This is a genomic window from Mesorhizobium sp. WSM4983 (assembly GCF_029625765.1).
GTDB lineage: Bacteria > Pseudomonadota > Alphaproteobacteria > Rhizobiales > Rhizobiaceae > Mesorhizobium.
In genome coordinates, this window is the sequence record NZ_JARTVM010000004.1 from 117,087 (window position 1) to 139,700 (window position 22,614).

A 22,614-nucleotide genomic window follows, 5' to 3' on the forward strand; every position below is an offset into this window, starting at 1 on the left:
GCAGCGCTTCATGGCGTAGCAGAGGGGATATGACGGCTCAATTTCGATTTGCCGCCGTCGGCGACAATTGCACTGACCGCCTCGGCTTGCCGATCGGGCGCTCGCTGGTCGGCGGCAACGCGCTCAACGTCGCCGTCCAGCTCGCCCGGCTTGGCAATAGGAGCTTCTATTTCGGTGCCGTCGGCCGCGACGCCGAAGGCGAGCGCACCCGCGCCGAGCTCGAAGCCAATCGGGTCGTGGTCGACCACCTGCGAGTCGGCGACCGCAACACCGCCTGGACCGACATCAAAGTGTTGCCGTCCGGTGAGCGGCTGATCGCTGCCGAGGATTTCGGCGCCTGCGCCGGATACGCGCCGCACGAGGCCGAACTTGCGATCCTGGAGGCGATGGATCACGTCCATATCGGCTGGCTGGATGACGGCGGCGCCTTGCGCAGGCGCCTGTCGCGGGCAGGCGTCAGCGTCTCGCAGGACATTTCGGTCAACGCCGATCCGGCCAATCTCGGCGTCGAGGGCCTGAGCGTAGCCTTCTGCTCGACCGGCGAACCCTATGGCGCCGCGGCGGCGATGGCGGCGGATCTTCTGTCGCGCGGCGCAGGCTGCGCCGTCGTCATGCGCGGTGCCGAGGGGTCGATGGCGTTCACTGCCCGCGAGCGCGCCGAGACCGGCATCCGTCCGGTCGAGGTCGTCGACACGACCGGCGCCGGCGACAGTTTCATTGCCGGCTTTCTCCACGCCTGGCTGGCCAAAAAGCCGCTGTTGCAATGTCTCGAAAGCGGCCGCGATCGCGCCGCGCTGACCTGCTGCCATCTCGGCGGCTTCCCCCAGGAGGGAATGCCGCACTGAAGTTCAGCGCTTCAGCGAGCGCCCGAACCGTTCCTCGATGCGGGACTGCAGGAATTCGAGCCCGATCGACAGCAGCCAGTAGATCATCGAGGCGGTGATCAGCATCTCGATGTGCCGGAACTCGGTCTGGCCCTGCGTGCGCGCCAGATACATGATCTCCCATACGCCGACCACCGAAATCAGCGAGGAATCCTTCAGCATCGCGATGAACTGGTTGCCGGTCGGGGGAACGATGACGCGCATCGCTTGCGGCAGGATCACCAGGAACATCGTCTGGTTGGGGCTGAGGCCAAGCGCGGTGGCGCCCTCCGTCTGGCCGCGCGGAATGCTTTCGATGCCGGCCCGGAAAATTTCGGTCATGTAGGCGCCGTAGCAGAGCGACAGCGCCATGATGCCGGCGGGCACGGCCCCGATCACGTAGCCGACCTGCGGCAGGCCGAGATAGATGATGTAGATCTGCATCAGCAACGGCAGCCCGCGGAACAGCGAGGTGTAGAACGTTGCCAGGCCATAGACGACGCCGTTCTTGGAGAGCTTGGCTATGGCGCCGATGAAGGCGATGACCGTGGCTATGGCGATCGAAATGGCGGAGATGTAGAGCGTCGTCACCACGCCCTGCGAGACGAGGAAGCCGATCTTCCTGGCAATGAAAGAGAACGACAGGTCGAAGGAATAGAAGAACAGCATCAGCAGCACGAACAGCTCGATCCATACGGCCACGATCTGCTGTTTGCGCCCGAGTTGCTGCAGGGCTTTCCAGTTGGCCGCCGCGATCAGCGCGATCAGCACCGCCGAAACGCCCCGCGCTGCCGCGGGATTGGCGGCAAGCCATTCGAGGGAGCTCGGAACCAGCTTGCCGATCCAGTCGGCTTTGATGCCAAGCCCGTAAAGGCCTGCAGCGAACGCGGCGAGCGCCAGGCACATGCCGATGCGACGCGCGGCGTCCGGATAATTGAGCAGCAGTCTGCCGATCACCTGTCGATCTCCCTGTGGTCAGCGGGGGCGTTCGCGCCACCAATCCTGCGCCTGTAGCTTCCAATAGGTGAGTTGCGCCGCGGCAAGCCCGACCGGCCCGCCCGCCCAGGTCAGTCCGAACCGTTCGAACAGCCGGTAACGGTCCGACTGGCCGAGTATCGCCTCGGCCACCACCTTGCCGGCCATGGCGGTGGTGTTGATGCCATGGCCGCCAAACGCCGTGAGATACCAGACGCCTGGCTGCAGCTGTCCGATCTGGGGCATCAGGTGCCGGGCGTAGGCCATCAGCCCCGACCAGGCGAGTTCGGTCTTGAGCGCAGCGAGCTGAGGATAGGTTCCGACCATCTCCCGGCGCAATTCCCTGGCCAGCGCCGACGGCGAAGCGGCCCGCGTCGTGATGCGCCCACCCCAGAGCAGCCGCCGCCCGTTTTCCACGACGCGGTAGTAGTCGCCGGCGCGGCGGCTATCGCCTATGCCGTCGGTCGTCGCGATGGCGCTGGCGATGAGCTCCGGGGCCTCCTCGCTCAGCATCACATAAGTCGCAATCGGCAACATGGCCCGCCTCAACTGGCCGAGCAGCCGTCCTGTGTAGCCGCCGGTGGCGAACACCGCCTGCCGCGCGCGTACTTCGCCGTTTGCTGTGCGCATGGTCTTTTGCGGGCCGTCGAGTCTCGCCTCGACGGCGCTCGACGCCTCGTGGATCCTGCCGCCCAGCCGCTCGATCTCCTCGGCGACGGAGCGCAGATAGTTGAGCGGATGCATGTGGAAGGCGTTGGCGTCGCGCAGGCCCTGATAGTAGCGCTCGGACTGCAGCACCGCGCGCACCTGGTCACGCTCGAGATATTCGAGCGGATAGTCGAAATCCCGCGCCAGCCGTTCGGCGTGGCCCTTCAGTTCGGCGCCGCCGTCATGGCGAAGCACGCCGATAATTCCGGGGCGAGGCTTTGCCGCCTTGATGTCGAGATCCTTGATCGTCTGCCGCACGAATTCGACGCCTTCGATCGACAATCGGTGCAGCTTCTGTGCCGCCGCGGTGCCGGCCATCGCGGCGATATTGTCGCTGCCGGTGGCGAAGCCGGGGCTGACGAAGCCGCCGTTGCGGCCCGAGGCGCCAAAGCCGACGCGCTCGGCTTCGAGCAGGACGACTTCGCGCCCGGCGCGGGCCAGCTGCAGCGCCGTCGTCAGACCGGCCAGTCCGCCGCCGACAATGACCGTGTCGCATTCGGCCAGACCGGCCAAAGGTGGTCTGACCTTCTCGTCGGCAAGCGTGCGGCGATAATAAGTATCGGGATAGGTCATGATGAATCGCATGAGAGCGGGCGGCCTTCAAAGCCGCCCGCGACGAACGTCATTCGGCGCTGTAGTTCTTGCCGTACCATTTGGTGGTCAGCGTGGCGAGTGTGCCGTCTTTTTTCATCTGGTCGATGATGCCGCCGATCTTGGTGGTCCACTCGGCGTCACCCTTGTCCGCGATCACCACCAGCGGCTCGCGGAAGGCGTAGTCGCCCTCGAGGATGCGCAGCGGATACCCGTTCTTGATGGCGTTCTGGGCGGTCTGCTCGGGCGCGATGACTGCGTCGAGCCGCACGCCGTCCCCAAGTCTCAAATCGTCGAATGGCAGCATGGAATCGGCAAAGGTCCGGATCTCGCCCGGTTGCAGCTTATATTCGACTGGCGGAAGGCCGGGAGCGTCGATCTCCAGGTGACGGCGGATGAAATCTTCCGAAGTCGTGGCGGTTTCGACACCGATCACCTTGCCGTTCAGGTCGTTCACGGACTTCGCCTTGCTGTCCTTGTGGACCACATAAACATAAGGGCTGTAATAATAGATGCCGGCGAAATCGATCACGTTGGCCCGGGCCTTGGTCGGCGTCACCGAGCCGACGCCGAGGTCGTAGCGGCCTTGCCAGTGGCCGCCGGTCATTGTGGCCCAGTCGGGCGTCTCGAAGCTGACCTCCACGCCCAGACGCTTGGCGATCTCTTTCGAGACGTCGATATCAAAACCCACCAACTGGTTGCTTTCGTCGAGAAAGCTCTGCGGCGGCCAGCCGCTGTTGGTCGCGACCACCATGGCCTTCTTGGATGTGACGCGATCCAGGGTTTCTCCCGCTCGCGCTGCCGACACGAATGCGAGCGCGCCGGCAGCCACCGCGAAACAAGCGATCAATCTCCTCACGAAACCTCCCTCTCGTATGTAAGATGTCTGACAACGCAATTGTCCGGAAGGGGCAGGGCGAGTCAAGCATCTTTTGTCGGGCATTGCCGAGTTCAGCCTGCAATGAGCGTCCACTGCCGCCCCGGCCCCAGGCTCAACTCCGATGCCGAAGCGCCTCGACGACGACTGCCATCGCCGGAGAAAGCTGCCGCCGGCTCGGATAATAGAGGTGATAGCCCGGAAAGGGCAGGCTCCAATCATCGAGCACGAGCGTCAGCCGCCCGTCCGCGATGTGGCGGCTGACGAGGTTTTCCGGGACATAAGCGATGCCGTAGCCGCTTAGCGCCGCATCGATCATCGGCAAGGTCGAGTTGAAGGTCAGCTGGCCATCGACCCGGACCCGAAGCTCGCGGCCCTTCTTCTGGAACTCCCAGGCATAGAGCCCGCCAAACGTCGCCTGCCGCAGGCCGATGCAGTCATGCCCGACCAGATCCTGCGGTGTCCTCGGGACTGGGCGGCGGGAGAAATACTCCGGCGAGGCGATGGCCACCAGCCGCCAGTCGGGGCCGATCCGCACCGCGATCATGTCCCTGTCGACGCTCTCGCCAAGCCGCACGCCGGCGTCGAAGCGCTCCTCCACGATGTTGCGCATGCCGTTGTCGCTGTAGAGCTCGACGCGCAAGTCGGGATAGTCGCAGAGCATCGGCTCGAGCTTCGGCCAGACCGTCGTCTCCAGCGCATGGTCGGACAGCGTGATGCGTACCGTGCCAGCGGGCTTGTCCCGGAAGGCGACCAGACCCGCGAGATCGGCCTCGATCTCCTCGAAGCGTGGGGCGAGCGACTGGTAGAGCCGCTCGCCGGCTTCCGTCGGCGCCACGCTTCGCGTCGTGCGCGTAAGCAGGCGAACGCCGAGGCGGGCTTCCAACTGCTTGATGGTGTGGCTGAGCGTCGACTGTGACGTGCCGAGTTCCGCTGCTGCCCTGGTGAAGCTGCGCTCCCGGGCGACAGCCAGGAACCACAGCAAATCTTTCATGTCGCCGCGCTGCATGGAGAACCTCCTGATCGATTTATATCACAGGTAGATAAGTCCATACGGATTATCGGCTCTAATCGATTTGGTTGCACTGCAATATCTTCCGGGCAGGTCGCGGCGGCCGTGGCCGATTCCGGCGCCCCGCTTGCAAGGATGCCCCCGAATGGAAACCACTTACGACACAAGGCTTGTCGAAGACCGCGCCATGCGGGGCGCGGTGCTCTCGATGGCGCTTTGCGTTTCGGTGCTCATCGCCTCGGAGTTCATGCCGGTCAGCCTGCTGTCGCCGATCGCGACCGATCTCGGTATCACCGAGGGTCGGGCGGGCCAGGCGATCTCGATTTCGGGCATTTTCGCTGTCGTGACCAGCCTGCTGGTCGCCGGTCTGACGCGCCGCATCGATCGCAGGCTGGTCGTCACCGGCTTCACCGTGCTTCTCATCGCGTCCGGGCTTGCCGTCACCTTCGCCCCGAACTACGCGTTCCTGATGGCCGGCCGCGCGCTGCTCGGCATGGCGATCGGCGGCTTCTGGTCGATGTCGACCGCGATCGTCATGCGCCTCGTCCCCGAGGAGCAGGTCCCAAAGGGCCTCGCCATGCTGAACGCCGGCAACGCCGTCGCGGCCACCATTGCCGCGCCGCTGGGCAGCCTGCTTGGGGCCTATGCCGGTTGGCGCGGCGCGTTCTTCCTGGTCGTGCCGCTCGGGTTCCTGGCGCTCGTCTGGCAGTGGCTCAGCCTGCCGCCGCTCCCGCCGCGCCGGCGAAAGCGGTCGGGCAACAGCCTGTCTCTTCTCGGCCGTCCTCCGGTCGCCATCGGCATGGCATCGGTCATGATGCTGTTCATGGGCCAGTTCGCGCTCTTCACCTATCTGCGTCCCTTCCTCGAAAGGGTCACCCAGGTCGACGTCGCGACGCTTTCGGCGATCCTGCTGGTCATGGGGCTCGCGGGCGTCGGCGGCACCTGGTGCATCGGCCGGCTGCTGCGCGCGCGTCTGTTCAGCATCCTGATCGTCATTCCGCTGGTCATGGCCGTGCTTGCGCTCGCGCTCATCGCCCTCGGCGCAATACCCCTTCCCACGGCCCTGCTGCTTTTCGTCTGGGGTTTCTTCGGCACGGCCGCGCCCGTCGGCTGGGGCACCTGGCTCAGCCGCACGCTGCCTGAAGACGCGGAGGCCGGTGGCGGGTTGCAGGTGGCCGTCATCCAGCTTGCCATTACCGGCGGCGCTGCGATCGGCGGCACGCTTTTCGACACGGTCGGCTGGTGGGGAGCCTTTGCCTTCGGCGCGGCGCTGCTTTGCGGAGCGGCGCTCGCCGCGTTCGCCGCATCGCGCATGGGCGGGAGGGCCGTGCCATGACGACCGGCCATCCCAAGCTCAGTCGCCGCGCATTGCTCGGCGCCGCGCTCGCATCAACGCTCCTGCCGCGGCGCGCCCGCAGCCAGCAGGGCAGGGGCCCGGCCAGCCAGGAACCCGCCGACATGAAGATCAGAATGACATTCGATGGCCGAACCATGACGGCCACGCTCTACGACAATCCTTCGGCACGCGATTTCTTTTCCATGCTGCCGCTCGATCTCACGATCGACGACTACGCGCGTAACGAGAAGATCGCCTATCTGCCGCGCAAGCTGACCGAAGAGGGCAGCGGCCCGTTCGGCAACGAGCAGCCCTATGACCTCTGCTACTTCGTGTCCTGGGGCAATCTGGCGATGTTCTACGCCGACTACCGCCATCCCGGGCTGATCAGGCTCGGCCGCTTCGACGGGGGCGAAGAGGCCCTGCACATACGCGGCGAGTTCCCGCTGCGCATCGAACGCATGTGAGAACGCAAAGGAGATCACCATGGACATTCTTCGCGCTGGCACGAGGCCGTCCGGCAAGGGGCCGTCCGACTGGTTCACCGGCACGGTCCGGATCGATCCGCTCTTCAATCCCTTCGATGCCGCGCGGGTGCAGGGCGCGCAGGTCACCTTCGAGCCCGGCGCCCGCACCGCCTGGCATACGCATCCGCTGGGGCAGACGCTGATCGTCGTCTCCGGCCGTGGCCGCGTGCAGCGCGAGGGCGGGCCGCTCGAGGAGATCCGCCCCGGCGACGTCGTCTGGTTCGCGCCCGGCGAGAAGCATTGGCACGGCGCGTCGCCCGAGACGGCCATGACCCACATTGCCCTCCAGGAGGTCAAGGACGGCAAGGTCGTGGACTGGCTGGAACATGTCAGCGACGCCGACTACGGCGCCTGATCACCGATCGAACGAAAAGGAAAGCAAAATGCTCGCAACTGTTCTTCATAAGCCCGGCGATATCCGCTGCGAGGAAATCGAGGACCCGAAGATCCTTCGCCCGACGGACGCCATCATCAAGCTCTCGGCGAGCTGCATCTGCGGCTCGGACCTGTGGCCGTATCGCGGGCTGCAGCCGATCGATCGCCCGATGCATATGGGCCACGAATATTGCGGCATCGTCGTCGAGGTCGGCGCGGAGGTGCGCAACGTGCGCCCCGGCCAGTTCGTCGTCGGCTCCTTCTGCCTCTCCGACAACACCTGCCCGCATTGCCGCTTCGGCTTCCAGTCTTCCTGCGTGCAACGCGAGTTCATGTCGGGCGCGCAGGCGCCTTATGCCCGCGTGCCGCTGGCCGACGGCACCCTGGTGGCGACTTCCGAGGTTCCGCCGGCCGACCTGGTGCCTGACCTGTTGGCCGTCTCGGATGTGCTCGGCACCGGCTGGTATGCGGCGGATGCGGCCGAGGTGCGCGAAGGATCGACCGTTGTCGTCGTCGGCGACGGCGCCGTCGGCCTGATGGGCGTGCTCGCGGCGAGCGAGATGGGCGCGCAGCGCATCATCGCCATGAGCCGGCACGAGAGCCGCCAGAAACTCGCGCGCGAATTCGGCGCGACCGACATCGTGGCCGAGCGCGGCGAGGAAGGCATCGCCCGCATCAAGGAACTGACCGCGGGCGTCGGCGCGGACTCGGTGCTGGAATGCGTCGGTACGGCCGAATCCTTCGACCAGGCGCTGGCCTGCTCGCGCCCCGGCGGCACCATCGGCTATGTCGGCGTGCCGCATGGCGTGAGCTTCGACGGCCAGAAACTGTTCTTCGGCCAGAAGCGCATGCTGGGCGGCCCGGCGCCGGTGCGCCGCTTCCTGCCCGACCTGATGGAGCGCGTGCTCAAGGGCAGGATCAAGCCCGGCAAGGTTTTCGACCTCAAGCTGCCGCTGACCAAGGTCGCCGAAGGCTACCGCGCCATGGACGAGCGGCGCGCGATCAAGGTCATGCTCGAGGTCTAGGCGCCGGCGATGGTCGCGACGGGCACTGCAGCCGATGAAAGCCGGACGATGGCGAGATTGGTGCCGATCATGGCGGCGATCTTTGCCGGCTTCCTGCTCATCGGCCTGGCGCTGCCCGTCCTGCCGCTGCATCTGCATGACAGGCTCGGCTTCGGCCCGTTCGCCGTCGGGCTGGTGACGGGCAGCCAGTTCGTCGCCTCGCTGCTGTCGCGCATTGGTGCCGGAAACTATGCTGATCTGCGTGGCGGCAAGCGCGCCGTCGTGGTCGGCCTTGTCGCCGCCGCGCTGGCCGGGCTTATCTATCTCGGCTCGCTGGCCTTGCTCGCTCAGCCGACCGCGTCCGCGACGGTGCTCTTCGCCGGCAGGGCGGTGCTGGGCGCGGCCGAGAGCTTCATCATCACCGGCGGCGTCGCCTGGGGCCTGGCGCTTGCCGGCGGACAGAACTCCGGCAAGGTCATCGCCTGGATCGGCATGGCAATGTTCGCGGCGCTGGCGCTCGGCGCGCCGATCGGGTCCGCGCTCTATGAAGCCGGGGGCTTCGCCGCGATCGCTCTTGCCACAATGGTCCTGCCCCTTGCAACACTGCTCGCCACTCTACCGATGCGCGGCGTCAAGGCCGCCGGCAGCGCCGCGCGGCAGTCCTGGACGAGCGTCGCGCAAGCGGTCTGGCTTCCGGGCGTCGGAGCGGCCCTCAGCAGCCTCGGCTATGGCGCGATCCTGTCCTTCGCAGCGCTGCTCTTTGCCGAGCGCGGCTGGCATCCGGTGTGGCTTCCCTTCACCGCCTATGCGGCATCGCTGATCGCGGCAAGGCTGTGCTTCGGCCACCTGCCGGACAGGCTCGGCGGCGCCCGCGTCGCCGCCATCTTCGTGGTGGTCGAGGCGGCGGGCCTTCTATCGATCTGGCTGGCACCGGGGCCGCTCGTCGCGGCCATCGGAGCGGGCCTGACCGGGCTCGGCTACTCGCTGGTCTATCCGGGCCTCGGCGCCGAGGCGGTCGCCCATCTCCCCGCAAGCAGCCGCGGCCTTGCCATGGGGCTCTACACCGTCTTTCTCGACGTGGCGCTCGGCTTCGGCAGCCCGGCGCTCGGCCTGATCGCCGCGTCCGCCGGGCTGCGGTTCGTCTTCCTCGCCGCCGCCGCGACGACACTTCCGGCTTTGGCCATCGCGCTCTTGCTTCGCCGCAGGTCAGCCCGGGCAAGGATGTAACGGAAAGCGCGCCGCCGCTAAGCCGTCTCTGCAGGTCGTCAGATCGGCTCTTCGGTCAGCCTCAGTGCCGGGGCACTTCGGCCCACAACCGGGCGGCAAAGCCGCGCTTGTCGAGCACCCAGGTCTCGCCGGTCACCACCGCCTTGCCGTCCAGACATTTGTAGGAATAGAGCGCGTCGTGACCGGTCGCGAAGGCTGGCACGACGTCGGCATTCGGGTTGGTCCTGCAGAATTCGTCCGCGCCGGGATTGTCGCGCGCGGCGTTCATTTTCGCGCAGGGCAGGTTTGCCCCGACGAAGCAGGCCAGCACCTTGCCGTTCATGCAGCGGTAGTTGGCCTGCGCCTGCAGTTCCGATTCCGCCGGCGCGCCCTTGGCGTCCGGAAAGAGCTTCCTGAACGCCTTGACCGTGCCGCCGTAGAGCTCGTGCGAGTAGGCGCGGATCGTATCGTCGTTCTTCACCTGGCGGCACAGTCGATGGAGATTTTGGCCCTTCGCCGCGCTGCCTGAAGCGAGGACCGGGAAGGCGGATGCCGCAAGCAGCACCGAAGCGAAAACGCCGATGGTCGAAAGGCAAAATGCACGCATTTTGAACTCCTCGGGAAGGGCGCGCGGCCATTGGGGGCGTGAGGCATGGGATGCCGGCAACCTCCCGCAGCTTGACCGCTGCGATGCCGGGAAGCAATGGGGGTCGCTCGTGCCGCGAGCGGGCGTCGCCAACCTCTGGAACCAAGGCTGTCCCCACGGGTTGAGTTCGGTCGGCCGAGATCGCAAGGCGTTGCAAGCGGCACTTATGGAGTACCCGGCTTTGAGCATTGTCGAGAGCATCAAGAAAGCAGCCGAGAAGCTGACCGGGATCGCAAGACCGGCCACGTCCAGGCTCGCGGATCTGGTTAGGCAGAGGAAAGCCAATGCCTTCCGCTTCAAGGACGACGGCCTTGTTCCGAACCATCCGTCGTGGCCGCTGATCGTTTACCGCGGCGCCGTGACGTTGCCGGACGATCTCGATCCGGCAGCCGTCTTCGAGGAGCTATTCAAGGCGAATGGCTGGAGCGACAGCTGGCGCAACGGCATCTACGACTATGTCCACTACCACTCGCGCATCCATGAGGTGCTGGGCATTGCGCGCGGCACGGCCAAGGTGCGCTTCGGCGGCGACAAGGGCCGCGCGCTCACGGTCAAGGCCGGCGACGTCGCGGTCCTGCCGGCCGGCACCGGTCACCAGCGGCTCTCGGCTTCCGCCGATTTCCTCGTCGTCGGCGCCTATCCGCCCTCCGGCACCTATGACGAATGCACCAAGCCCGAGCAGCACGCGGAAGCGCTACGCATGATCCCGAAGGTGAGCCGGCCGCGCAAGGACCCGGTCTATGGCCGCGACGGACCATTGCTGAAGGCGTGGGGCGAACGCTGAATGCAAGCATCTCGCCATCAAGCGAGGCCATCCCCACCTGCGCCTTCAACAAGAAACAGCGGCCGCCGATTTGCAGGCGTAGCGGCGCGCTTTCGCCTACGGATATTGCGTCTTCGTCGGCGCGTAGGTTGCCGGATCGAAATCCAGCTCCTTGGGCAACGGCTGGCTGGAGCATTGCAGGTGCACCTGGCGGGCAAGAAGCCGTCGCTGTTGCTGCTCATGCTCCTTCACCGCCGCCACCATCCCCATGCTGTACGGGCCGAGCAGCACGCCAAAACCCCAGCCGGGATGCTCCTTTTCGCGCACGTCGTAGTCCGAGGCCGCAATGCGGGCCTGCTGGCATTCCGGCGAGGCCCATTTCGTGTCCTGCTGCGACAGCTTCGCTCCGTAGTCGACCGGAGAGGTCACGCATCCAGCCAGCGCCGCGCTGAGCGCGAGGATCATTGCGATTCGCATCCGCAAGCCTTTCCTAATGTGCGGGCGAGAAAACACACACGGAGGCTTCGGGCAAGCATCCGTCGACGGGAACCAAAATCGCTTTCGAGCTGCAACCGGCCTGCGGGACGCGCGTTGTCGAAGCAGCTTACCTCATGGAGCCCACACCAATGCCCGCCAAGCGTTTCTCTCAGCCCGTCGCAATCTTCGTCGGGCTCGGCTTTCCGCGCGAGATAAACACCGTCTTCGAGGCCTATCAGTTTCTCGACGAATGGACGGGCAGCCGCAGCCCGACCTACGCAACGACCCTCGCGCTGTGCCGGGCGGCGGTCGCGGGTGAACAGGATGCCGAAGCCGCACGCGTCGCCTTCGAAGCGTTCGCGAGGTCGCGCGGCATTCTCGCTGCCGAAGCAATGGAACTGGCCGCGGCGCGTGCCGCGCAGGAATGGATGGCGGCGTGATCGATCGCTATCGATCTGTCAAAACTTCCGGCTGACATAAGGCGATCCGCCGAGGCCGAACCGCCACTGCGCCTGCACGCCCTTCGTGATACCGATCCTGCGTCCGCTCAGGATAGCGGCCGCGTTGGTTTCCGAGGCGGCAAACTCGAAGGGCGGCGCGATGAGCGACAGGCCGTTATGCGAGCCGTCGACGCCCATCGCCTGGCAGAGCTTGCCCGGGCCGGAGCAGAGCAGCCTGTCATCGTCGGTTCCCCGCCTGTCGCGCATGGCGGCGATGCCGGACTGCGGCTGGATCGCGCGGATCAGCACCGCGCTGCCCGGCAGGCACACCGCATTCAGGCACCAATGCAAGCCGTAGGAGCGATAGACATAGGCCGTGCCGGGGGCGCCATACATCGGCGCGTTGCGCGGCGTGCGGCCGCGATAGCTGTGCGAGGCCGGATCGTCGGGGCGATAGGCCTCGGTCTCGACAATGATGCCGCCGACGCCGGCGAGGCCGAGCCGCGCGCCGATCAAGGCGCGCGCCACCGTGACGGCTTCGCGCGCGAAGAAATTGTGGTGCTGGTCGGCGTGAGTGCTAGGCGGCATGGCGGTCAACGCTCGTCAGATAGGCCATAATCATCCTGCGGCACTGATCCATCGCGCGTTCGTCGGCGACGCTGACGGGGTGCCGTTCGATGGCGCGGTGGACCACGTTCTCCAGGAGTGTCTCGATGAGCGCTGCCGCATCGCCCAGATCGAGGTCGGGCGCGATCTCGCGCCGGTGCCGCGCCAGCTGGTTTTTGATGATCCGGTCGCCGACCTCGCGGACCTTTTCCGCGCGATAGCGCCGCGCCAGCGAAGAACCCCAAGCGGGTTCCGCGCGGCTATTGCCTGCGCTGCCGTGCCGGGATTCAAATCCTCGGACCTGCCGAACGATCGACGGCCCTGCTCGCGACGGCAAACACAATCCGCGCCAAGGCAATCCCAATGAGCCCGGCCGCCGCTTTCACGAGCGCATCCTGGAGCCGGGCATGCCGGCCGGGATCGACCGCCTGCAGCAATTCCAATAGGCCGGCCGCGGCGCAGACAAACAGCATTGCGTGCATCAGGCGGGCGCGGAATCCGAAGGCCAAGGCAAGGCCGAACAGGGCATAGGCCAGTGCGCGTTCCATGTTCGCCTCACCGAGATGCGGGCGCATTTGGACGGGTGAGAGGGTGGCAAACGTGATGGCCGCCAGCAGCACGAGCGCGGTAAGACGGGAGATCGAGGTCATTCCCCGCTCATACAAGCGGCAAGCCGGCATAACAATACAGGGCGCTACGCGGCACACGCAAACCGCCGGCGAAAGCTGTCCGGCCGGCCCTGCGCACCGTCTCAGTCCAGCGTTTCATGGAAAAGGTGAACTGCCCTGTCTCTCTGTTCCGACGCAATTCCGGCCGGAGAATGCGCCTCCTTTCCAGGCCGCTCACCCCAGCAGACTGCGCGCCGCGCGCATGAAGATCTTCGAACCGATCGGGATCAGGTCGTCCGGGAAATCGTAGTCGGGATTGTGCAGCGCCGGGTAGCGCTCGCCGGCTCCGAGGAAGAACATCGCCGACTTGGCGCTGTGGCCGAAGATGCCGAAATCCTCCGAGGCGCGCATCGGCAAGGCTTCCTCGCCGCGCGACACGCCTTCCTCGTCCAGCGCGCGCTCGAGATGCTCCACCGCGTCCGGCGCGTTGACGCTGGCCACGAAAATCTCGTGGTAGTTGTGGCGGACGGAAAGGCCGTGTTGGGCGGCGATTCTTGCCGCCAGCGCCTCCGCCGCTGCAACCAACTCCGCCATGCGCTCGTCGCGGCGGGTGCGCAGCGTCGCCCACACCTCGGCATAGCCGGGCGCGATGCCGAACACCGCTTCGCCCATCGAGCAATGGGTGACGGTGACCATGGCGAAATCGTCGACGGCGAAGGTGCCGCGCCCGAGCGTCGGCAGCTGCGGCATCAACTCACTGACCGCCAGCATCGGCGAGCTGCCGGTTTCGGGCATGGAGGAATGCGCGGTCTTGCCTTCGAGCACGATCCGCATGCCGCGCGAGGCGCAATTCACCACGCCGGGTTTGAGCCTCACTTCGCCGAACGGCACGCCCGGCAGATTGTGCAGCGAGAAGGCGAAGTCAGGCTGGATCTCGGAAAAGCGCGGATCGGCAACGACGCCGGCCGCGCCATTGCCGGTCTCTTCCGCCGGCTGGAACATCAGCACCACGCGGCCGCGCGCCGGCCTCTGGCGCCCGAACTGGCGGCCGAGCGCAGCCAGGATCGCTGTGTGCCCGTCATGGCCGCACATATGCGACTTGCCCGGCACCTGCGAGGCATGCGCGACGCCCGAAAGCTCATGGATCGGCAACGCGTCGAGCTCGGAGCGAAACAGCACCGTCGGCCCGGCTTGCCCGCTGTCATAGACCGCCGCCACGCCATGGCCGCCGAGCCCGGTCAGCACCTTGTCCGGCCCGGTATCGGCGAGGAAGTCGACGACCTCCTTCGCCGTATTCTCCTCTTCGTTGGAGATTTCCGGCTGCCGATGCAGCTTGCGCCGCCATTCCGTCAGCTCGACCAGGTCTCGGTTGGTCAGGGTCACGTTCGTCTCCGCGTGGTTTGCAGCTCACACAAACACAATAGGGTTCTGCTCGCGCGGTGCCATGCCGATCAATTCAAATAGTCCATGGGTGAATTCGCTGACGCAGCTTGACACATCCAGCGACTATCCCAACGATTTCCGTTGCCAAAGCTCAAAGCGCTACTAGTCGCGGCGCGCTTGGTCGTGGGGCGTCGAAATGAGCGGTGCGGGCGAAAACCTCGATCTACAGGAAATCAACGCCATTCGTGCCTTGCTGGCGTCGAAGCCGCGGCCGGTGGGCTGGGATGAACGCCGGGCGCGGCTCGACGAGGTCGGCTCGTGCTGGCCGGTCGCGGGCGATATCCGATGCGCGGCGGTGGTCTTCGACGGCCTCGCCGCGGAGTGGTCCCTGGCGCCCGGGTCCGGCACGGACAAGGTGCTGCTCTTCTTCCATGGTGGCGGTTACTGCTCCGGCTCGATCAAAAGCCATCGTCGAATGGTGACAGAGGCCGGCCGGGCAATGAGAATGCGCACGCTTGCGGTCGGCCATCGGCGCGCGCCGGAACATCCCTTTCCCGCGCAGCACGAAGACGCGCTCGCGGCGTGGCGCTTCCTCGCCGAGCAAGGGATCGCGCCGGATCGCATCGTTGTCGGCGGAGACAGTGCCGGCGGCAATCTCAGCCTGTCACTGGTCGGCCGGTTGCGCGCGGCGGGCGAGCGGTTGCCGGGCTGCCTTTGGCTGGTCTCGCCCTGGACGGATCTTTCGATGTCCGGCACGACATTGTCAGCCAAGGACGCGATCGACCCCATCATCCACCGGGCCTATCTGGAGGAATTGGCGGGCGCCTATGTTCCGCATGATGTGGACCGGCGCGATCCGCTGATCTCGCCCTTGTTTGCCGATCTGAGCGGATTTCCTCCAATGCTGATCCAGGTCGGTTCCGCCGAGACGCTGCTGTCGGACGCGACGCGGCTCGCCGAGGCCGTCGGCATGGCGGACGTCGAGGCACGCCTCGAAATCTGGCCGCATATGATCCATGCGTGGCCGGTCTGGAATGCGCAATTGAGCGCCGGGCGGCGCGCGCTTCTGAGCGCGGGCAGCTTTGCCCGCGAATTTGTGTAACCACCGGCGGCCAGGCAGGATTGGCATGTTCCCGACCTGACCGCTTTGATGCCGCGCCTGGCAGCTCGATGTCCCGCCCACTCGCGCCCTGCATTTCGACCATTCAGGTAGAGCTTTGGTTCGCGTGTGAGTTCGCCGAGCCCGGCTCGTCGACGCGAAGTTGTCGGCCGCGAGCCGCTAAGCCTTGAAGCTGAACAACCGGAAAAGGTTCGAAGGACTCCTGTAGTACTCACGCACCTCGCGGAAGCCGGCCCGCCGGCCAAGATTCCGCCAGGAAGACGCAGTCTCAGGGTAATCCATGCTATGCACGTGGGTGGCGAGCAGCAGCCATTCGAGGCTGCTGAGCGCCGAAAAATCTTTGCGCTGCCGTTCCCATCGTCTCATCCAGCCGGCCCGGCTCTCCCACATTTTGCATGTGTTCTCGTAGACCAGAAGTGTCCCGGATGGGCCGACAAGGCGCCGCAGCTGGTGCATGACCTCGAGTTTTTTGTCGAAGCGTAAATGGTGCAAGGACAGGCCGATCCAGGCGAAGTCGACAGGCTCCTCCGAGGCGGTCAGCCACTCTACGAATTCCCCGCGCCGCAGTTCGGCGGCGCATGACAGACCGGCGACATTGGCGGTTGCCTCATCGAGCGCTGTCCGCGACAGGTCGATGCCGACATAGCGACCGACGGGCAAGCCCTCCAAGGCAGCCGCACTGAACGAGGCGTCTCCGCATGCAAGGTCCAGGAAAGAGAAGCCAGGGCGTTGGTTTTGCAGCAACTGGCGAAGCACCGCATAAGCTTCACGGTGAAACAGGTAGTTGTTGTCCAGAACCTTGCGATAGATGCCCCACATTTCTTGGAACAGGGCAGAGGGGGGCACGGCAACTTCGATCTTGGTGGCGGCGGTCATGGGATCGCTCCTCTCGGTCAGGAGCAATCAAGGTGAAATGCGGGCCGCTAAATGTAGCGAACCGAGGTGCTAAAACTTCCGAAAACTTCCAAAAAACGCCTCATTGCATTAGCGTGAGCTGATGGAGGAGCGGCGCTACAGTTTTGGTCCTTTCTTGCTCGATGCGGGAGCGGGAATGCTTTACCGACGCGGAGTGCCGATTTCGGTAGGCTACCGGGCCATGCTGCTTCTGGAGCGCCTGCTGCGCTCGGCCGGAGTCGTGGTCGGTAAGGACGAACTGCTCGATGCAGCCTGGAACGGACTGGCGGTCGAGGAGGGCAACCTGTCGGTGCAGATCGCCGCCTTGCGCAAGGTCCTGGGCGAGGGACCCGACGCCTCGCATTCGATCCTGTCGGTCGCGCGCGTGGGCTACCGGCTGACCGGCGAGGTGCGGCTTGACGCAAGCGATACGCGAAACGGTGCAGCCGAATCGGACGAAGGGCCGTCCATCGCGGTGACCCGTTTTCGCCTGATCGGCGACGATCCCGAAAAGTCCTACTTTGCCGACGGCCTGTCGGAGGACATCATCACCGGCCTGTCGCGGTTGCGAGGTCTGCATGTGCGTGACCGGAGTTCTTCCTTTGCCTATGACCCGCAGCACATCGAGCTCGATCGCCTGCGCCGCGAGTTGAAAGTCCGCTACGTCCTGCAGGGCAGCGTGCGCCAGTCCGGGCAGGCCCTGAGGATCACGGCGACGCTGAGCGATGCCAGCGCGGGTACGCAGGTGTGGGCGGAACGCTTCGATGTCGAGAGCGGCGATTTCCTGGCGTTGCAAGACCAGATCACCCACAAGGTTATGGCTTCGATCGAGCCCCAGCTTTACGAAGCCGAGCGTCTGCGCCTGCATAGCCGTCCCGCCGAGAGGCTCGACGCCTGGGGCTTTGTGATGAAGGCCATGCCCCATGTCTGGACGTGGGGATCCGAGAAAGACCTCGACATGGCCGAGGGTCTGCTCGTCAAGGCGCTTGAGATCGATCCCGATTATGCCCGCGCCAACAGCCTTCTTGCCTGGACGACCGGCGCGCGGGCAGCGCTTGGCCTGACGCCGAAACCCCGTGAGCTGTTGGCCTCCGCTTTGACGAGGGCACAAGCGGCGGTCGTGCGCGATCAGGACGATCCCTGGGCGCATCTTTCGGCCGGCTATGTTCACATGGTGTCGCGAAATTTTCGCTCGGCGGTAGACGAATTGCTGGAGGCGATCGAACGCAATCCTGGGCTCTCGCTCGCGCACTGCATTCTGGGTTCCACCTATGGCTATGGCGACATGGCGGAGGATGGCTTGCATCACCTGGCGATTGCCGCGCGGCTCAGCCCGCGGGATTTCATTCAGGCGGCGATCTTTTCCACCATGGGTATCTGCCACTTCACCGCGGGACGGTTCGATGTGGCGGCCGATCTGGAGCGCCGGGCCGTTCAGCTTCGGCCGGCTTTCGGCACCGCTTGGCGGACTTATGCGGCGACGGCTGCCCTTGCCGGCGATGTCGCCACCGCCGCCGCGGCGTTGAAGGAGGCCCTGCGGCTACAGCCGAACCTCTCGGTGGCCTGGGTCGACGAGCACCACCCCATCGTCAGGCCCGAAAAGCGCGCTCTCTACATCAGCGGACTTCGCATGGCGGGGTTGGCCTAGCTTTGGCTTCAATTGGGTCTTGGTGGTCACGTCGCAGGCCCCGCCTGGCCGATTGCGCACTGCGCCAACAAAGCCATACGATCGAACCATGCCGCACTATCCAGACGCAATGCCCCTGTCGAAGACCCTGTTCGAACGTGCCAGGAAGGTGATGCCGGGCGGGAACACGCGCACCACGGTCTTTGTCGATCCGTTTCCGATCTATGCCTCGCGAGGCGAGGGGTGCAGGGTCTGGGATGTGGACGGCAACGTCTATTACGACTGCATCAACAATTTCACCTCGATGATCCATGGCTACACGCAACCGGATGTGGCCGGCGCGGTGATCGACCAGCTGCCGTTCGGCACGGCCTTCGGTGCGCCGACGGTCAGCGAGATCGAGCTTGCCGAGCTGCTGGTCGAGCGCTTGCCCTCGGTCGACCGGATCCGCTTCGCCAACTCCGGGACCGAGGGGGTGATGATGGCCATCAAGGCCGCGCGCGCCTTCACCGGACGGCCCAAAATCGTCAAGATCGAGGGCGCCTATCACGGCTCCTACGACTTCGCCGAAGTCAGCCTTGACAGTACTCCCGCCAATTGGGGAGACATGCCGAATTCCACGCCCTATACGAGGGGCACGCCGCGCGGGGTGCTGGACGATGTGATCGCCGTGCCGTTCAACGACAGCGAAGCGCTGCGCGCGGTCTTCGCCGCTGAGCGCGATACCATTGCCGGCGTGCTGATCGATCCCATGCCGAACCGCGCCGGCCTCATTCCGGCGCGGCAGGATTACCTGCACGCCATGGTCGAGATCGCCCATGCGGCGGGTGCCCTGGTCATCTTCGACGAGGTGATTTCCTTCCGCCTCGGCTATTCGGGCGCGCAGGGGCTGTGGGGCATCGAGCCCGACCTGACGGCGCTGGGCAAGATCATCGGCGGAGGCTTTCCCGTGGGTGCCGTCGGCGGCCGGGCCGACATCATGGCGGTGTTCGATCCGACCCAGGGCAAGCCCGCTTTGCCGCATGGCGGCACCTTCACCGCCAATCCGGTGACGATGCGCGCCGGGCTGGCCGCGATGCGGGCGCTGACCAGGGAAAGCTTTGCCCACCTCGATCGCCTCGGCGCTTTGTTGCGCGACGGCATCGCCGCCTCATTGGGCAAGCATGGTCTTGCCGGCCAATGCGTCGGCCTGGGCTCGCTCTTCAAGGTCCATTTCACGTCGCATCCCGTCACGGATTACCGCTCCGTCTATCCCGGCCAGGCCGAACGCAGGAAGCTCGATGCCTTCCACAAGGGCTTGCTTGGCCGCGGCGTCTTGTCGGCCAGCTATGGCCTGTTCGCGCTGTCGACACCGATGACCGAGGCAGACGCCCGCGCCATTCTGCAGGCGATCGACGAGACCCTGGGCGAGATCGCTCGCCAGTCCTGAGACAGGCCGACAGGAGGATCACGGATGACAGCTTCTCCTCATGTGGTGGTGATTGGCGCCGGCACGTTGGGTTTGTGCTCGGCCCTCCACCTTGTCGAACAGGGCGCGCGCGTAACCGTGCTCGAAGGCCAGTCGATCGCCTCCGGATCGAGCGGCAGGTCGGTTGGCGTGGTCGGATCGCAATTTACCGATCCGTTTGAGATCATGCTTCGCGTTCATGCGCTGCGCCGCTTCCGCCAATGGGAGAGCCAGGGGCTTGGCTTCAACCATATCGGCTATCTGCGGCTGGCGCGCACGCAGAAGCAGATGGAACTGTTTGCAAAGTCGGTGGAAATTCAGGAAGAGGCCGGCCTGCGCTCCCGACTCTATCGTGCGAACGAACTCACGGAACTCGTGCCGCATATCAACCCGGGTGGGCTGGAGGGTGGGCTGTTCGGGCCCGACAATGGCTTCCTCGACCCTCACGAGATGTGCACTTTCCTGGCGCATTCGGTCCGCACCCAGGGCGGCGAAATCCGCCAGTATCGCAAGCTGCTGGGGGTAAGGCGGCGAGCGCGCGGCTACACGCTGGAGACCAGCGGCGATCCGATCGATTGCGATGTCGTGGTCAATGCGGCAGGAGCCTGGGCGCCGCAGGTGGCCGAACTCTTCGGCCAGCGCCTGCACATTTGGCCCGAGCGTCACGAGGCGGTCGTCATCCATCTCGACGAGCCGCTCGGCTACACGATGCCGATGGTCATGGATCTGGTAAACGGCGAAGGCAGCGGCCTCAATTTCCGCCATGAGAAAAGCACCGAACTGATCGCCGAGATTCACAAGGTCGACTCGCTCGCGCCGGAGGATCCCGACAATTATAACGACCAGTGCGAGGAACGATCTAAGGTCAGACTGGCGGAGCTTCTCCTTGAGCGGCTGCCCGATCTGCCGGGCGCGCGGCTTGGCCGGGGTTGGGCCGGCCTTTACCCCGTGACCGCCGACCATCGCCCCTTCGTCGGCCCGATCGATGCTTCCGAGCCGACATTGGTGACCGCCGCCGGCGCCGGCGGCTACGGCATCCAGCTGGCCCCGGTGATCGGGCAGATCGCGGCCGACTGGGTTCTTCACGGCGCCCCGGTTTCCGCGCCCGGCACCGAGAGCCTGCTGCCGTCGGCAGCGCGAAACATTGCTCTTAGGTGATTGAGCGATGGAGCTTGGCGGGATGTCGAAGTCCGTGTCACGCGCCTAGGAGCGCGCCGGCATTCTGCAGGCTCGAAACACTTCTTGGGCCGTCGGCGCTTCGCGCGGAACCATCGGATCGAGAGCAGGTTGGTTGTGCATCTCAGTTTGAGAGACAGTCACAGCTCAAGGGAGAACCCGATGAAACTTCCGTACAGAACCACAGCCGCCGCTGCTGCCTTGCTATTCATGACCTTCCCGGTCCTTGCCCAGACAAGTGCTACGCCGGAGCCCACGCCCATTCCGCAGAAGCCCGGACCGACCGCGACACCGGAAGCCAACGCCCAACCCGCAGGTCCGACGCGCGAGGTGATCCGCCAGATGATCGACGACGCGCTCCAGGAGAAGCTGCAGGAAGATCGTTCGGCTGAACAGGGACCCCGGCATGGCGGACGTTGGCACCGCGAAGACAGACAAGCGCGGCGCGACGGCGACAGAATGGCTGGCAGGCCTGATCGGATGGGACCGCGCATGATGCACCGCGCCCGTATGCAGGTCATGTTCGCGATAGTGGATGCCGACGGCGACGGCGCACTGTCGCAGGGCGAAGTTCAGGATATCGTCGGCAGGATCTTCAACGCCGCCGACGAGGATGGCGACGGCAGCCTCGACCTGGACGAGCTGCAGTCGTTCATGCATGGCTCCGGTGGCGGGCGCATGCGGTAGCGGCGCCGAAGCACATCCAGCCAGAGCGATGCATCTTGGCAGCCGCTGTCCATGGAAGCGCATATATGTGACGGCCCGGGATTGAGATATATTGCCGCCATCCTTGGGCGCTGACGTTCTTTGAACGGGGGCATGACATGCAGGCGGTGCCGATAGCTCATCCGGCGGAACAGTCCGCCGCCGCCTCGATACCTTCGCTCTCCGGCTATCCGGCCGCGGTGCTGTGCTGGCTGCTGTCGGCCGGCGTCTATATCGCGGCCAAATGGGTGGCGCCGGAAATGCCGCCCTGGGGACTCTGCTTCTGGCGGCTTGCGCTCGCCTGCGCCATCCTGCTGCCGATCGTGCATCGTCATCACGGCGCGATGATCGCGCTTGTCAAATCCCGGCCGCTGGAGATCGCCGCCGTCGGAGCGATCGGCCTGACGCTCTGCCAGGGCATGATCTACCGCGGCCTCGCCGACACCGACGCGACCACGGCCGGCATCATCATGGCGCTGTCTCCGGTCATGACGATGGTGCTCGCGCGTTTCGTGCTCGGCGAGCCGCTCGGGCTTTGGCAGGCGCTCGGCGCGGTGGTTGCGCTCGCCGGCATGCTGGTGATCGTCGCGCATGGCGACCTGGCGGCGCTGCTTCAGCTACAGTTCAACCTGGGCGAATTGTGGATCGTCGGCAGCGCGTTCTGCTGGGCGCTCTACACCGTGCTGGTGCGCCGGTCCAAATTCGGCATCGAGCTGTTGCCGCTGGTGGTGCTCCTGCTCGGCGCCGGCGCGCTCGTCGCCCTGCCTTTCCATCTGTGGGAACTGGTCAACGACGAACGCTCCGCCTTGAACGCCCATGGCTGGCTCGCGCTCGCCTATCTGGCGGGCCCGGGCGGCGCCCTGATGTACTATCTCTACAATCGCAGCGTGGCGACGCTCGGCGCCAGCCGGGCGAGCATGCTCCTCTATCTGCAGACGATGTTCGTCGCCATCCTCGCCTATCTGCTGCTCGGCGAGAGCCTGCATGACTACGATCTCATCGGCGCCGCCTTCATCGTCGCCGGCATCGTGCTTGCCACGATGTTGAAGCCGCATGCGGCTCGCGTCGCGTAGCCCGGTGATGGCAAGTGCAAGGAGAGTTTACCGCATCGGCGCGGTCGATCGCCCATGCCCGATGTCCTTCGGGGTTCGAATGACACGGTCTGTCGACACCCTGACACGGGAGCGGCCCGGAGCCCTTGTGGGTTTGGTGGCGAAAGGCAAGGGCCACCGGGCCTAACCGGCGGGG

Annotated in this window: 25 protein-coding genes; 14 read left to right on the plus strand and 11 right to left on the minus strand. The window is 65.6% G+C overall.

Annotation, left to right across the window (positions count from 1 at the left end; all coding sequences use genetic code 11):
- The first annotated feature begins 29 nt into the window (after window positions 1-29).
- A complete protein-coding gene (locus P9254_RS14510) occupies window positions 30-845 on the plus strand; it encodes a PfkB family carbohydrate kinase (protein ID WP_067321863.1) in 816 nt (271 codons plus the stop codon).
- 3 nt (window positions 846-848) lie between these two features.
- On the opposite strand, the gene P9254_RS14515 is transcribed toward P9254_RS14510, so the two are convergent.
- The 4 genes from P9254_RS14515 to P9254_RS14530 form a co-directional block, all read right to left on the minus strand.
- On the minus strand, window positions 849-1,820 hold the full coding sequence (locus P9254_RS14515) for an amino acid ABC transporter permease (RefSeq protein WP_066993007.1): 972 nt from the start codon (window positions 1,818-1,820) through the stop codon (window positions 849-851).
- Window positions 1,821-1,838: 18 nt separating this feature from the next.
- The gene (locus P9254_RS14520) at window positions 1,839-3,119 is read right to left on the minus strand and encodes an NAD(P)/FAD-dependent oxidoreductase (protein WP_278056675.1); all 1,281 of its coding nucleotides are present in this window, start codon (window positions 3,117-3,119) and stop codon (window positions 1,839-1,841) included.
- A gap of 49 nt (window positions 3,120-3,168) precedes the next feature.
- Window positions 3,169-3,996 carry a transporter substrate-binding domain-containing protein gene (locus P9254_RS14525; protein WP_278056676.1) on the minus strand — a complete coding sequence of 276 codons (828 nt, stop codon included), beginning with the start codon at window positions 3,994-3,996 and terminating at the stop codon, window positions 3,169-3,171.
- A 133-nt stretch (window positions 3,997-4,129) separates the two neighbouring features.
- The gene (locus P9254_RS14530) at window positions 4,130-5,023 is read right to left on the minus strand and encodes a LysR family transcriptional regulator (protein WP_278056678.1); all 894 of its coding nucleotides are present in this window, start codon (window positions 5,021-5,023) and stop codon (window positions 4,130-4,132) included.
- Between the two features lie 148 nt (window positions 5,024-5,171).
- On the opposite strand from P9254_RS14530, the gene P9254_RS14535 reads away from it, so the two are divergent.
- Genes P9254_RS14535 through P9254_RS14555 form a run of 5 tightly spaced genes read left to right on the plus strand, consistent with a single transcriptional unit; the run spans window position 5,172 to window position 9,495 of the window.
- The gene (locus P9254_RS14535) at window positions 5,172-6,362 is read left to right on the plus strand and encodes an MFS transporter (RefSeq protein ID WP_278056679.1); all 1,191 of its coding nucleotides are present in this window, start codon (window positions 5,172-5,174) and stop codon (window positions 6,360-6,362) included.
- A complete protein-coding gene (locus P9254_RS14540; RefSeq protein ID WP_127241650.1) occupies window positions 6,359-6,829 on the plus strand; it encodes a cyclophilin-like fold protein in 471 nt (156 codons plus the stop codon). The genes P9254_RS14535 and P9254_RS14540 overlap by 4 nt, the downstream gene beginning before the upstream one ends.
- Window positions 6,830-6,848: 19 nt before the next feature.
- A complete protein-coding gene (locus P9254_RS14545; RefSeq protein ID WP_127215226.1) occupies window positions 6,849-7,244 on the plus strand; it encodes a (R)-mandelonitrile lyase in 396 nt (131 codons plus the stop codon).
- A gap of 28 nt (window positions 7,245-7,272) precedes the next feature.
- On the plus strand, window positions 7,273-8,289 hold the full coding sequence (locus P9254_RS14550) for a zinc-dependent alcohol dehydrogenase family protein (protein ID WP_095824605.1): 1,017 nt from the start codon (window positions 7,273-7,275) through the stop codon (window positions 8,287-8,289).
- Between the two features lie 9 nt (window positions 8,290-8,298).
- Complete coding sequence (locus tag P9254_RS14555; RefSeq protein ID WP_278056523.1) at window positions 8,299-9,495, plus strand: arabinose transporter; 1,197 nt, start codon at window positions 8,299-8,301, stop codon at window positions 9,493-9,495.
- A 61-nt stretch (window positions 9,496-9,556) separates the two neighbouring features.
- Here the strand turns inward: P9254_RS14555 and P9254_RS14560 are convergent, their stop codons facing one another.
- Entirely contained in the window at window positions 9,557-10,081 is a 525-nt protein-coding gene (locus tag P9254_RS14560) for a hypothetical protein (RefSeq protein ID WP_156751033.1), read from the minus strand.
- Between the two features lie 220 nt (window positions 10,082-10,301).
- On the opposite strand from P9254_RS14560, the gene P9254_RS14565 reads away from it, so the two are divergent.
- Window positions 10,302-10,904 carry a cupin gene (locus P9254_RS14565; protein ID WP_278056525.1) on the plus strand — a complete coding sequence of 201 codons (603 nt, stop codon included), beginning with the start codon at window positions 10,302-10,304 and terminating at the stop codon, window positions 10,902-10,904.
- A gap of 96 nt (window positions 10,905-11,000) precedes the next feature.
- Here the strand turns inward: P9254_RS14565 and P9254_RS14570 are convergent, their stop codons facing one another.
- Window positions 11,001-11,360 carry a hypothetical protein gene (locus P9254_RS14570; protein WP_278056680.1) on the minus strand — a complete coding sequence of 120 codons (360 nt, stop codon included), beginning with the start codon at window positions 11,358-11,360 and terminating at the stop codon, window positions 11,001-11,003.
- Between the two features lie 149 nt (window positions 11,361-11,509).
- On the opposite strand from P9254_RS14570, the gene P9254_RS14575 reads away from it, so the two are divergent.
- Entirely contained in the window at window positions 11,510-11,800 is a 291-nt protein-coding gene (locus tag P9254_RS14575; RefSeq protein WP_095783366.1) for a DUF982 domain-containing protein, read from the plus strand.
- 18 nt (window positions 11,801-11,818) lie between these two features.
- Here the strand turns inward: P9254_RS14575 and P9254_RS14580 are convergent, their stop codons facing one another.
- The 4 genes from P9254_RS14580 to P9254_RS14595 form a co-directional block, all read right to left on the minus strand.
- Complete coding sequence (locus tag P9254_RS14580; RefSeq protein ID WP_278056681.1) at window positions 11,819-12,388, minus strand: DNA-3-methyladenine glycosylase; 570 nt, start codon at window positions 12,386-12,388, stop codon at window positions 11,819-11,821.
- Window positions 12,378-12,743: a hypothetical protein gene (locus P9254_RS14585; protein ID WP_278056683.1), complete on the minus strand. Its 366-nt coding sequence runs from the start codon at window positions 12,741-12,743 to the stop codon at window positions 12,378-12,380. The genes P9254_RS14580 and P9254_RS14585 overlap by 11 nt, the downstream gene beginning before the upstream one ends.
- Window positions 12,694-13,056 carry a VanZ family protein gene (locus P9254_RS14590; RefSeq protein ID WP_067321824.1) on the minus strand — a complete coding sequence of 121 codons (363 nt, stop codon included), beginning with the start codon at window positions 13,054-13,056 and terminating at the stop codon, window positions 12,694-12,696. Before P9254_RS14590 ends, P9254_RS14585 begins: the two co-directional genes overlap by 50 nt.
- 192 nt (window positions 13,057-13,248) lie before the next feature.
- On the minus strand, window positions 13,249-14,397 hold the full coding sequence (locus P9254_RS14595) for an amidohydrolase (protein ID WP_278056685.1): 1,149 nt from the start codon (window positions 14,395-14,397) through the stop codon (window positions 13,249-13,251).
- 196 nt (window positions 14,398-14,593) lie between these two features.
- Here P9254_RS14595 and P9254_RS14600 point away from each other — a divergent pair, with 196 nt between their 5' ends.
- The gene (locus tag P9254_RS14600; protein ID WP_278056686.1) at window positions 14,594-15,499 is read left to right on the plus strand and encodes an alpha/beta hydrolase; all 906 of its coding nucleotides are present in this window, start codon (window positions 14,594-14,596) and stop codon (window positions 15,497-15,499) included.
- 177 nt (window positions 15,500-15,676) lie between these two features.
- On the opposite strand, the gene P9254_RS14605 is transcribed toward P9254_RS14600, so the two are convergent.
- A complete protein-coding gene (locus P9254_RS14605) occupies window positions 15,677-16,393 on the minus strand; it encodes a class I SAM-dependent methyltransferase (protein WP_278056687.1) in 717 nt (238 codons plus the stop codon).
- Between the two features lie 175 nt (window positions 16,394-16,568).
- Here P9254_RS14605 and P9254_RS14610 point away from each other — a divergent pair, with 175 nt between their 5' ends.
- The 5 genes from P9254_RS14610 (at window position 16,569) to P9254_RS14630 (ending at window position 22,439) form a co-directional block, all read left to right on the plus strand.
- Entirely contained in the window at window positions 16,569-18,059 is a 1,491-nt protein-coding gene (locus P9254_RS14610) for a winged helix-turn-helix domain-containing tetratricopeptide repeat protein (RefSeq protein ID WP_164750424.1), read from the plus strand.
- An 88-nt stretch (window positions 18,060-18,147) separates the two neighbouring features.
- Entirely contained in the window at window positions 18,148-19,467 is a 1,320-nt protein-coding gene (locus tag P9254_RS14615; protein ID WP_278056688.1) for an aspartate aminotransferase family protein, read from the plus strand.
- 24 nt (window positions 19,468-19,491) lie between these two features.
- Window positions 19,492-20,643 carry an NAD(P)/FAD-dependent oxidoreductase gene (locus tag P9254_RS14620; RefSeq protein ID WP_278056689.1) on the plus strand — a complete coding sequence of 384 codons (1,152 nt, stop codon included), beginning with the start codon at window positions 19,492-19,494 and terminating at the stop codon, window positions 20,641-20,643.
- A 180-nt stretch (window positions 20,644-20,823) separates the two neighbouring features.
- Entirely contained in the window at window positions 20,824-21,348 is a 525-nt protein-coding gene (locus P9254_RS14625; protein WP_278056690.1) for an EF-hand domain-containing protein, read from the plus strand.
- Window positions 21,349-21,485: 137 nt separating this feature from the next.
- Window positions 21,486-22,439, plus strand: coding sequence for a DMT family transporter (locus P9254_RS14630; RefSeq protein WP_278056692.1), 954 nt, complete (start codon window positions 21,486-21,488; stop codon window positions 22,437-22,439).
- Window positions 22,440-22,614 lie beyond the last annotated feature (175 nt).

Excerpts from the sequence above, each read along its gene's own strand:
- P9254_RS14510 (WP_067321863.1), top strand. The coding sequence starts at position 30 with ATGACGGCTCAATTTCGATTTGCCGCCGTCGGCGACAATTGCACTGAC.
- P9254_RS14520 (WP_278056675.1), bottom strand. The coding sequence starts at position 3,119 with ATGACCTATCCCGATACTTATTATCGCCGCACGCTTGCCGACGAGAAG.
- P9254_RS14530 (WP_278056678.1), bottom strand. The coding sequence starts at position 5,023 with ATGCAGCGCGGCGACATGAAAGATTTGCTGTGGTTCCTGGCTGTCGCC.
- P9254_RS14535 (WP_278056679.1), top strand. The coding sequence starts at position 5,172 with ATGGAAACCACTTACGACACAAGGCTTGTCGAAGACCGCGCCATGCGG.
- P9254_RS14540 (WP_127241650.1), top strand. The coding sequence starts at position 6,359 with ATGACGACCGGCCATCCCAAGCTCAGTCGCCGCGCATTGCTCGGCGCC.
- P9254_RS14545 (WP_127215226.1), top strand. The coding sequence starts at position 6,849 with ATGGACATTCTTCGCGCTGGCACGAGGCCGTCCGGCAAGGGGCCGTCC.
- P9254_RS14550 (WP_095824605.1), top strand. The coding sequence starts at position 7,273 with ATGCTCGCAACTGTTCTTCATAAGCCCGGCGATATCCGCTGCGAGGAA.
- P9254_RS14555 (WP_278056523.1), top strand. The coding sequence starts at position 8,299 with ATGGTCGCGACGGGCACTGCAGCCGATGAAAGCCGGACGATGGCGAGA.
- P9254_RS14560 (WP_156751033.1), bottom strand. The coding sequence starts at position 10,081 with ATGCGTGCATTTTGCCTTTCGACCATCGGCGTTTTCGCTTCGGTGCTG.
- P9254_RS14570 (WP_278056680.1), bottom strand. The coding sequence starts at position 11,360 with ATGCGAATCGCAATGATCCTCGCGCTCAGCGCGGCGCTGGCTGGATGC.
- P9254_RS14575 (WP_095783366.1), top strand. The coding sequence starts at position 11,510 with ATGCCCGCCAAGCGTTTCTCTCAGCCCGTCGCAATCTTCGTCGGGCTC.
- P9254_RS14580 (WP_278056681.1), bottom strand. The coding sequence starts at position 12,388 with ATGCCGCCTAGCACTCACGCCGACCAGCACCACAATTTCTTCGCGCGC.
- P9254_RS14590 (WP_067321824.1), bottom strand. The coding sequence starts at position 13,056 with ATGACCTCGATCTCCCGTCTTACCGCGCTCGTGCTGCTGGCGGCCATC.
- P9254_RS14600 (WP_278056686.1), top strand. The coding sequence starts at position 14,594 with ATGAGCGGTGCGGGCGAAAACCTCGATCTACAGGAAATCAACGCCATT.
- P9254_RS14605 (WP_278056687.1), bottom strand. The coding sequence starts at position 16,393 with ATGACCGCCGCCACCAAGATCGAAGTTGCCGTGCCCCCCTCTGCCCTG.
- P9254_RS14610 (WP_164750424.1), top strand. The coding sequence starts at position 16,569 with ATGCTTTACCGACGCGGAGTGCCGATTTCGGTAGGCTACCGGGCCATG.
- P9254_RS14615 (WP_278056688.1), top strand. The coding sequence starts at position 18,148 with ATGCCGCACTATCCAGACGCAATGCCCCTGTCGAAGACCCTGTTCGAA.
- P9254_RS14620 (WP_278056689.1), top strand. The coding sequence starts at position 19,492 with ATGACAGCTTCTCCTCATGTGGTGGTGATTGGCGCCGGCACGTTGGGT.
- P9254_RS14625 (WP_278056690.1), top strand. The coding sequence starts at position 20,824 with ATGAAACTTCCGTACAGAACCACAGCCGCCGCTGCTGCCTTGCTATTC.
- P9254_RS14630 (WP_278056692.1), top strand. The coding sequence starts at position 21,486 with ATGCAGGCGGTGCCGATAGCTCATCCGGCGGAACAGTCCGCCGCCGCC.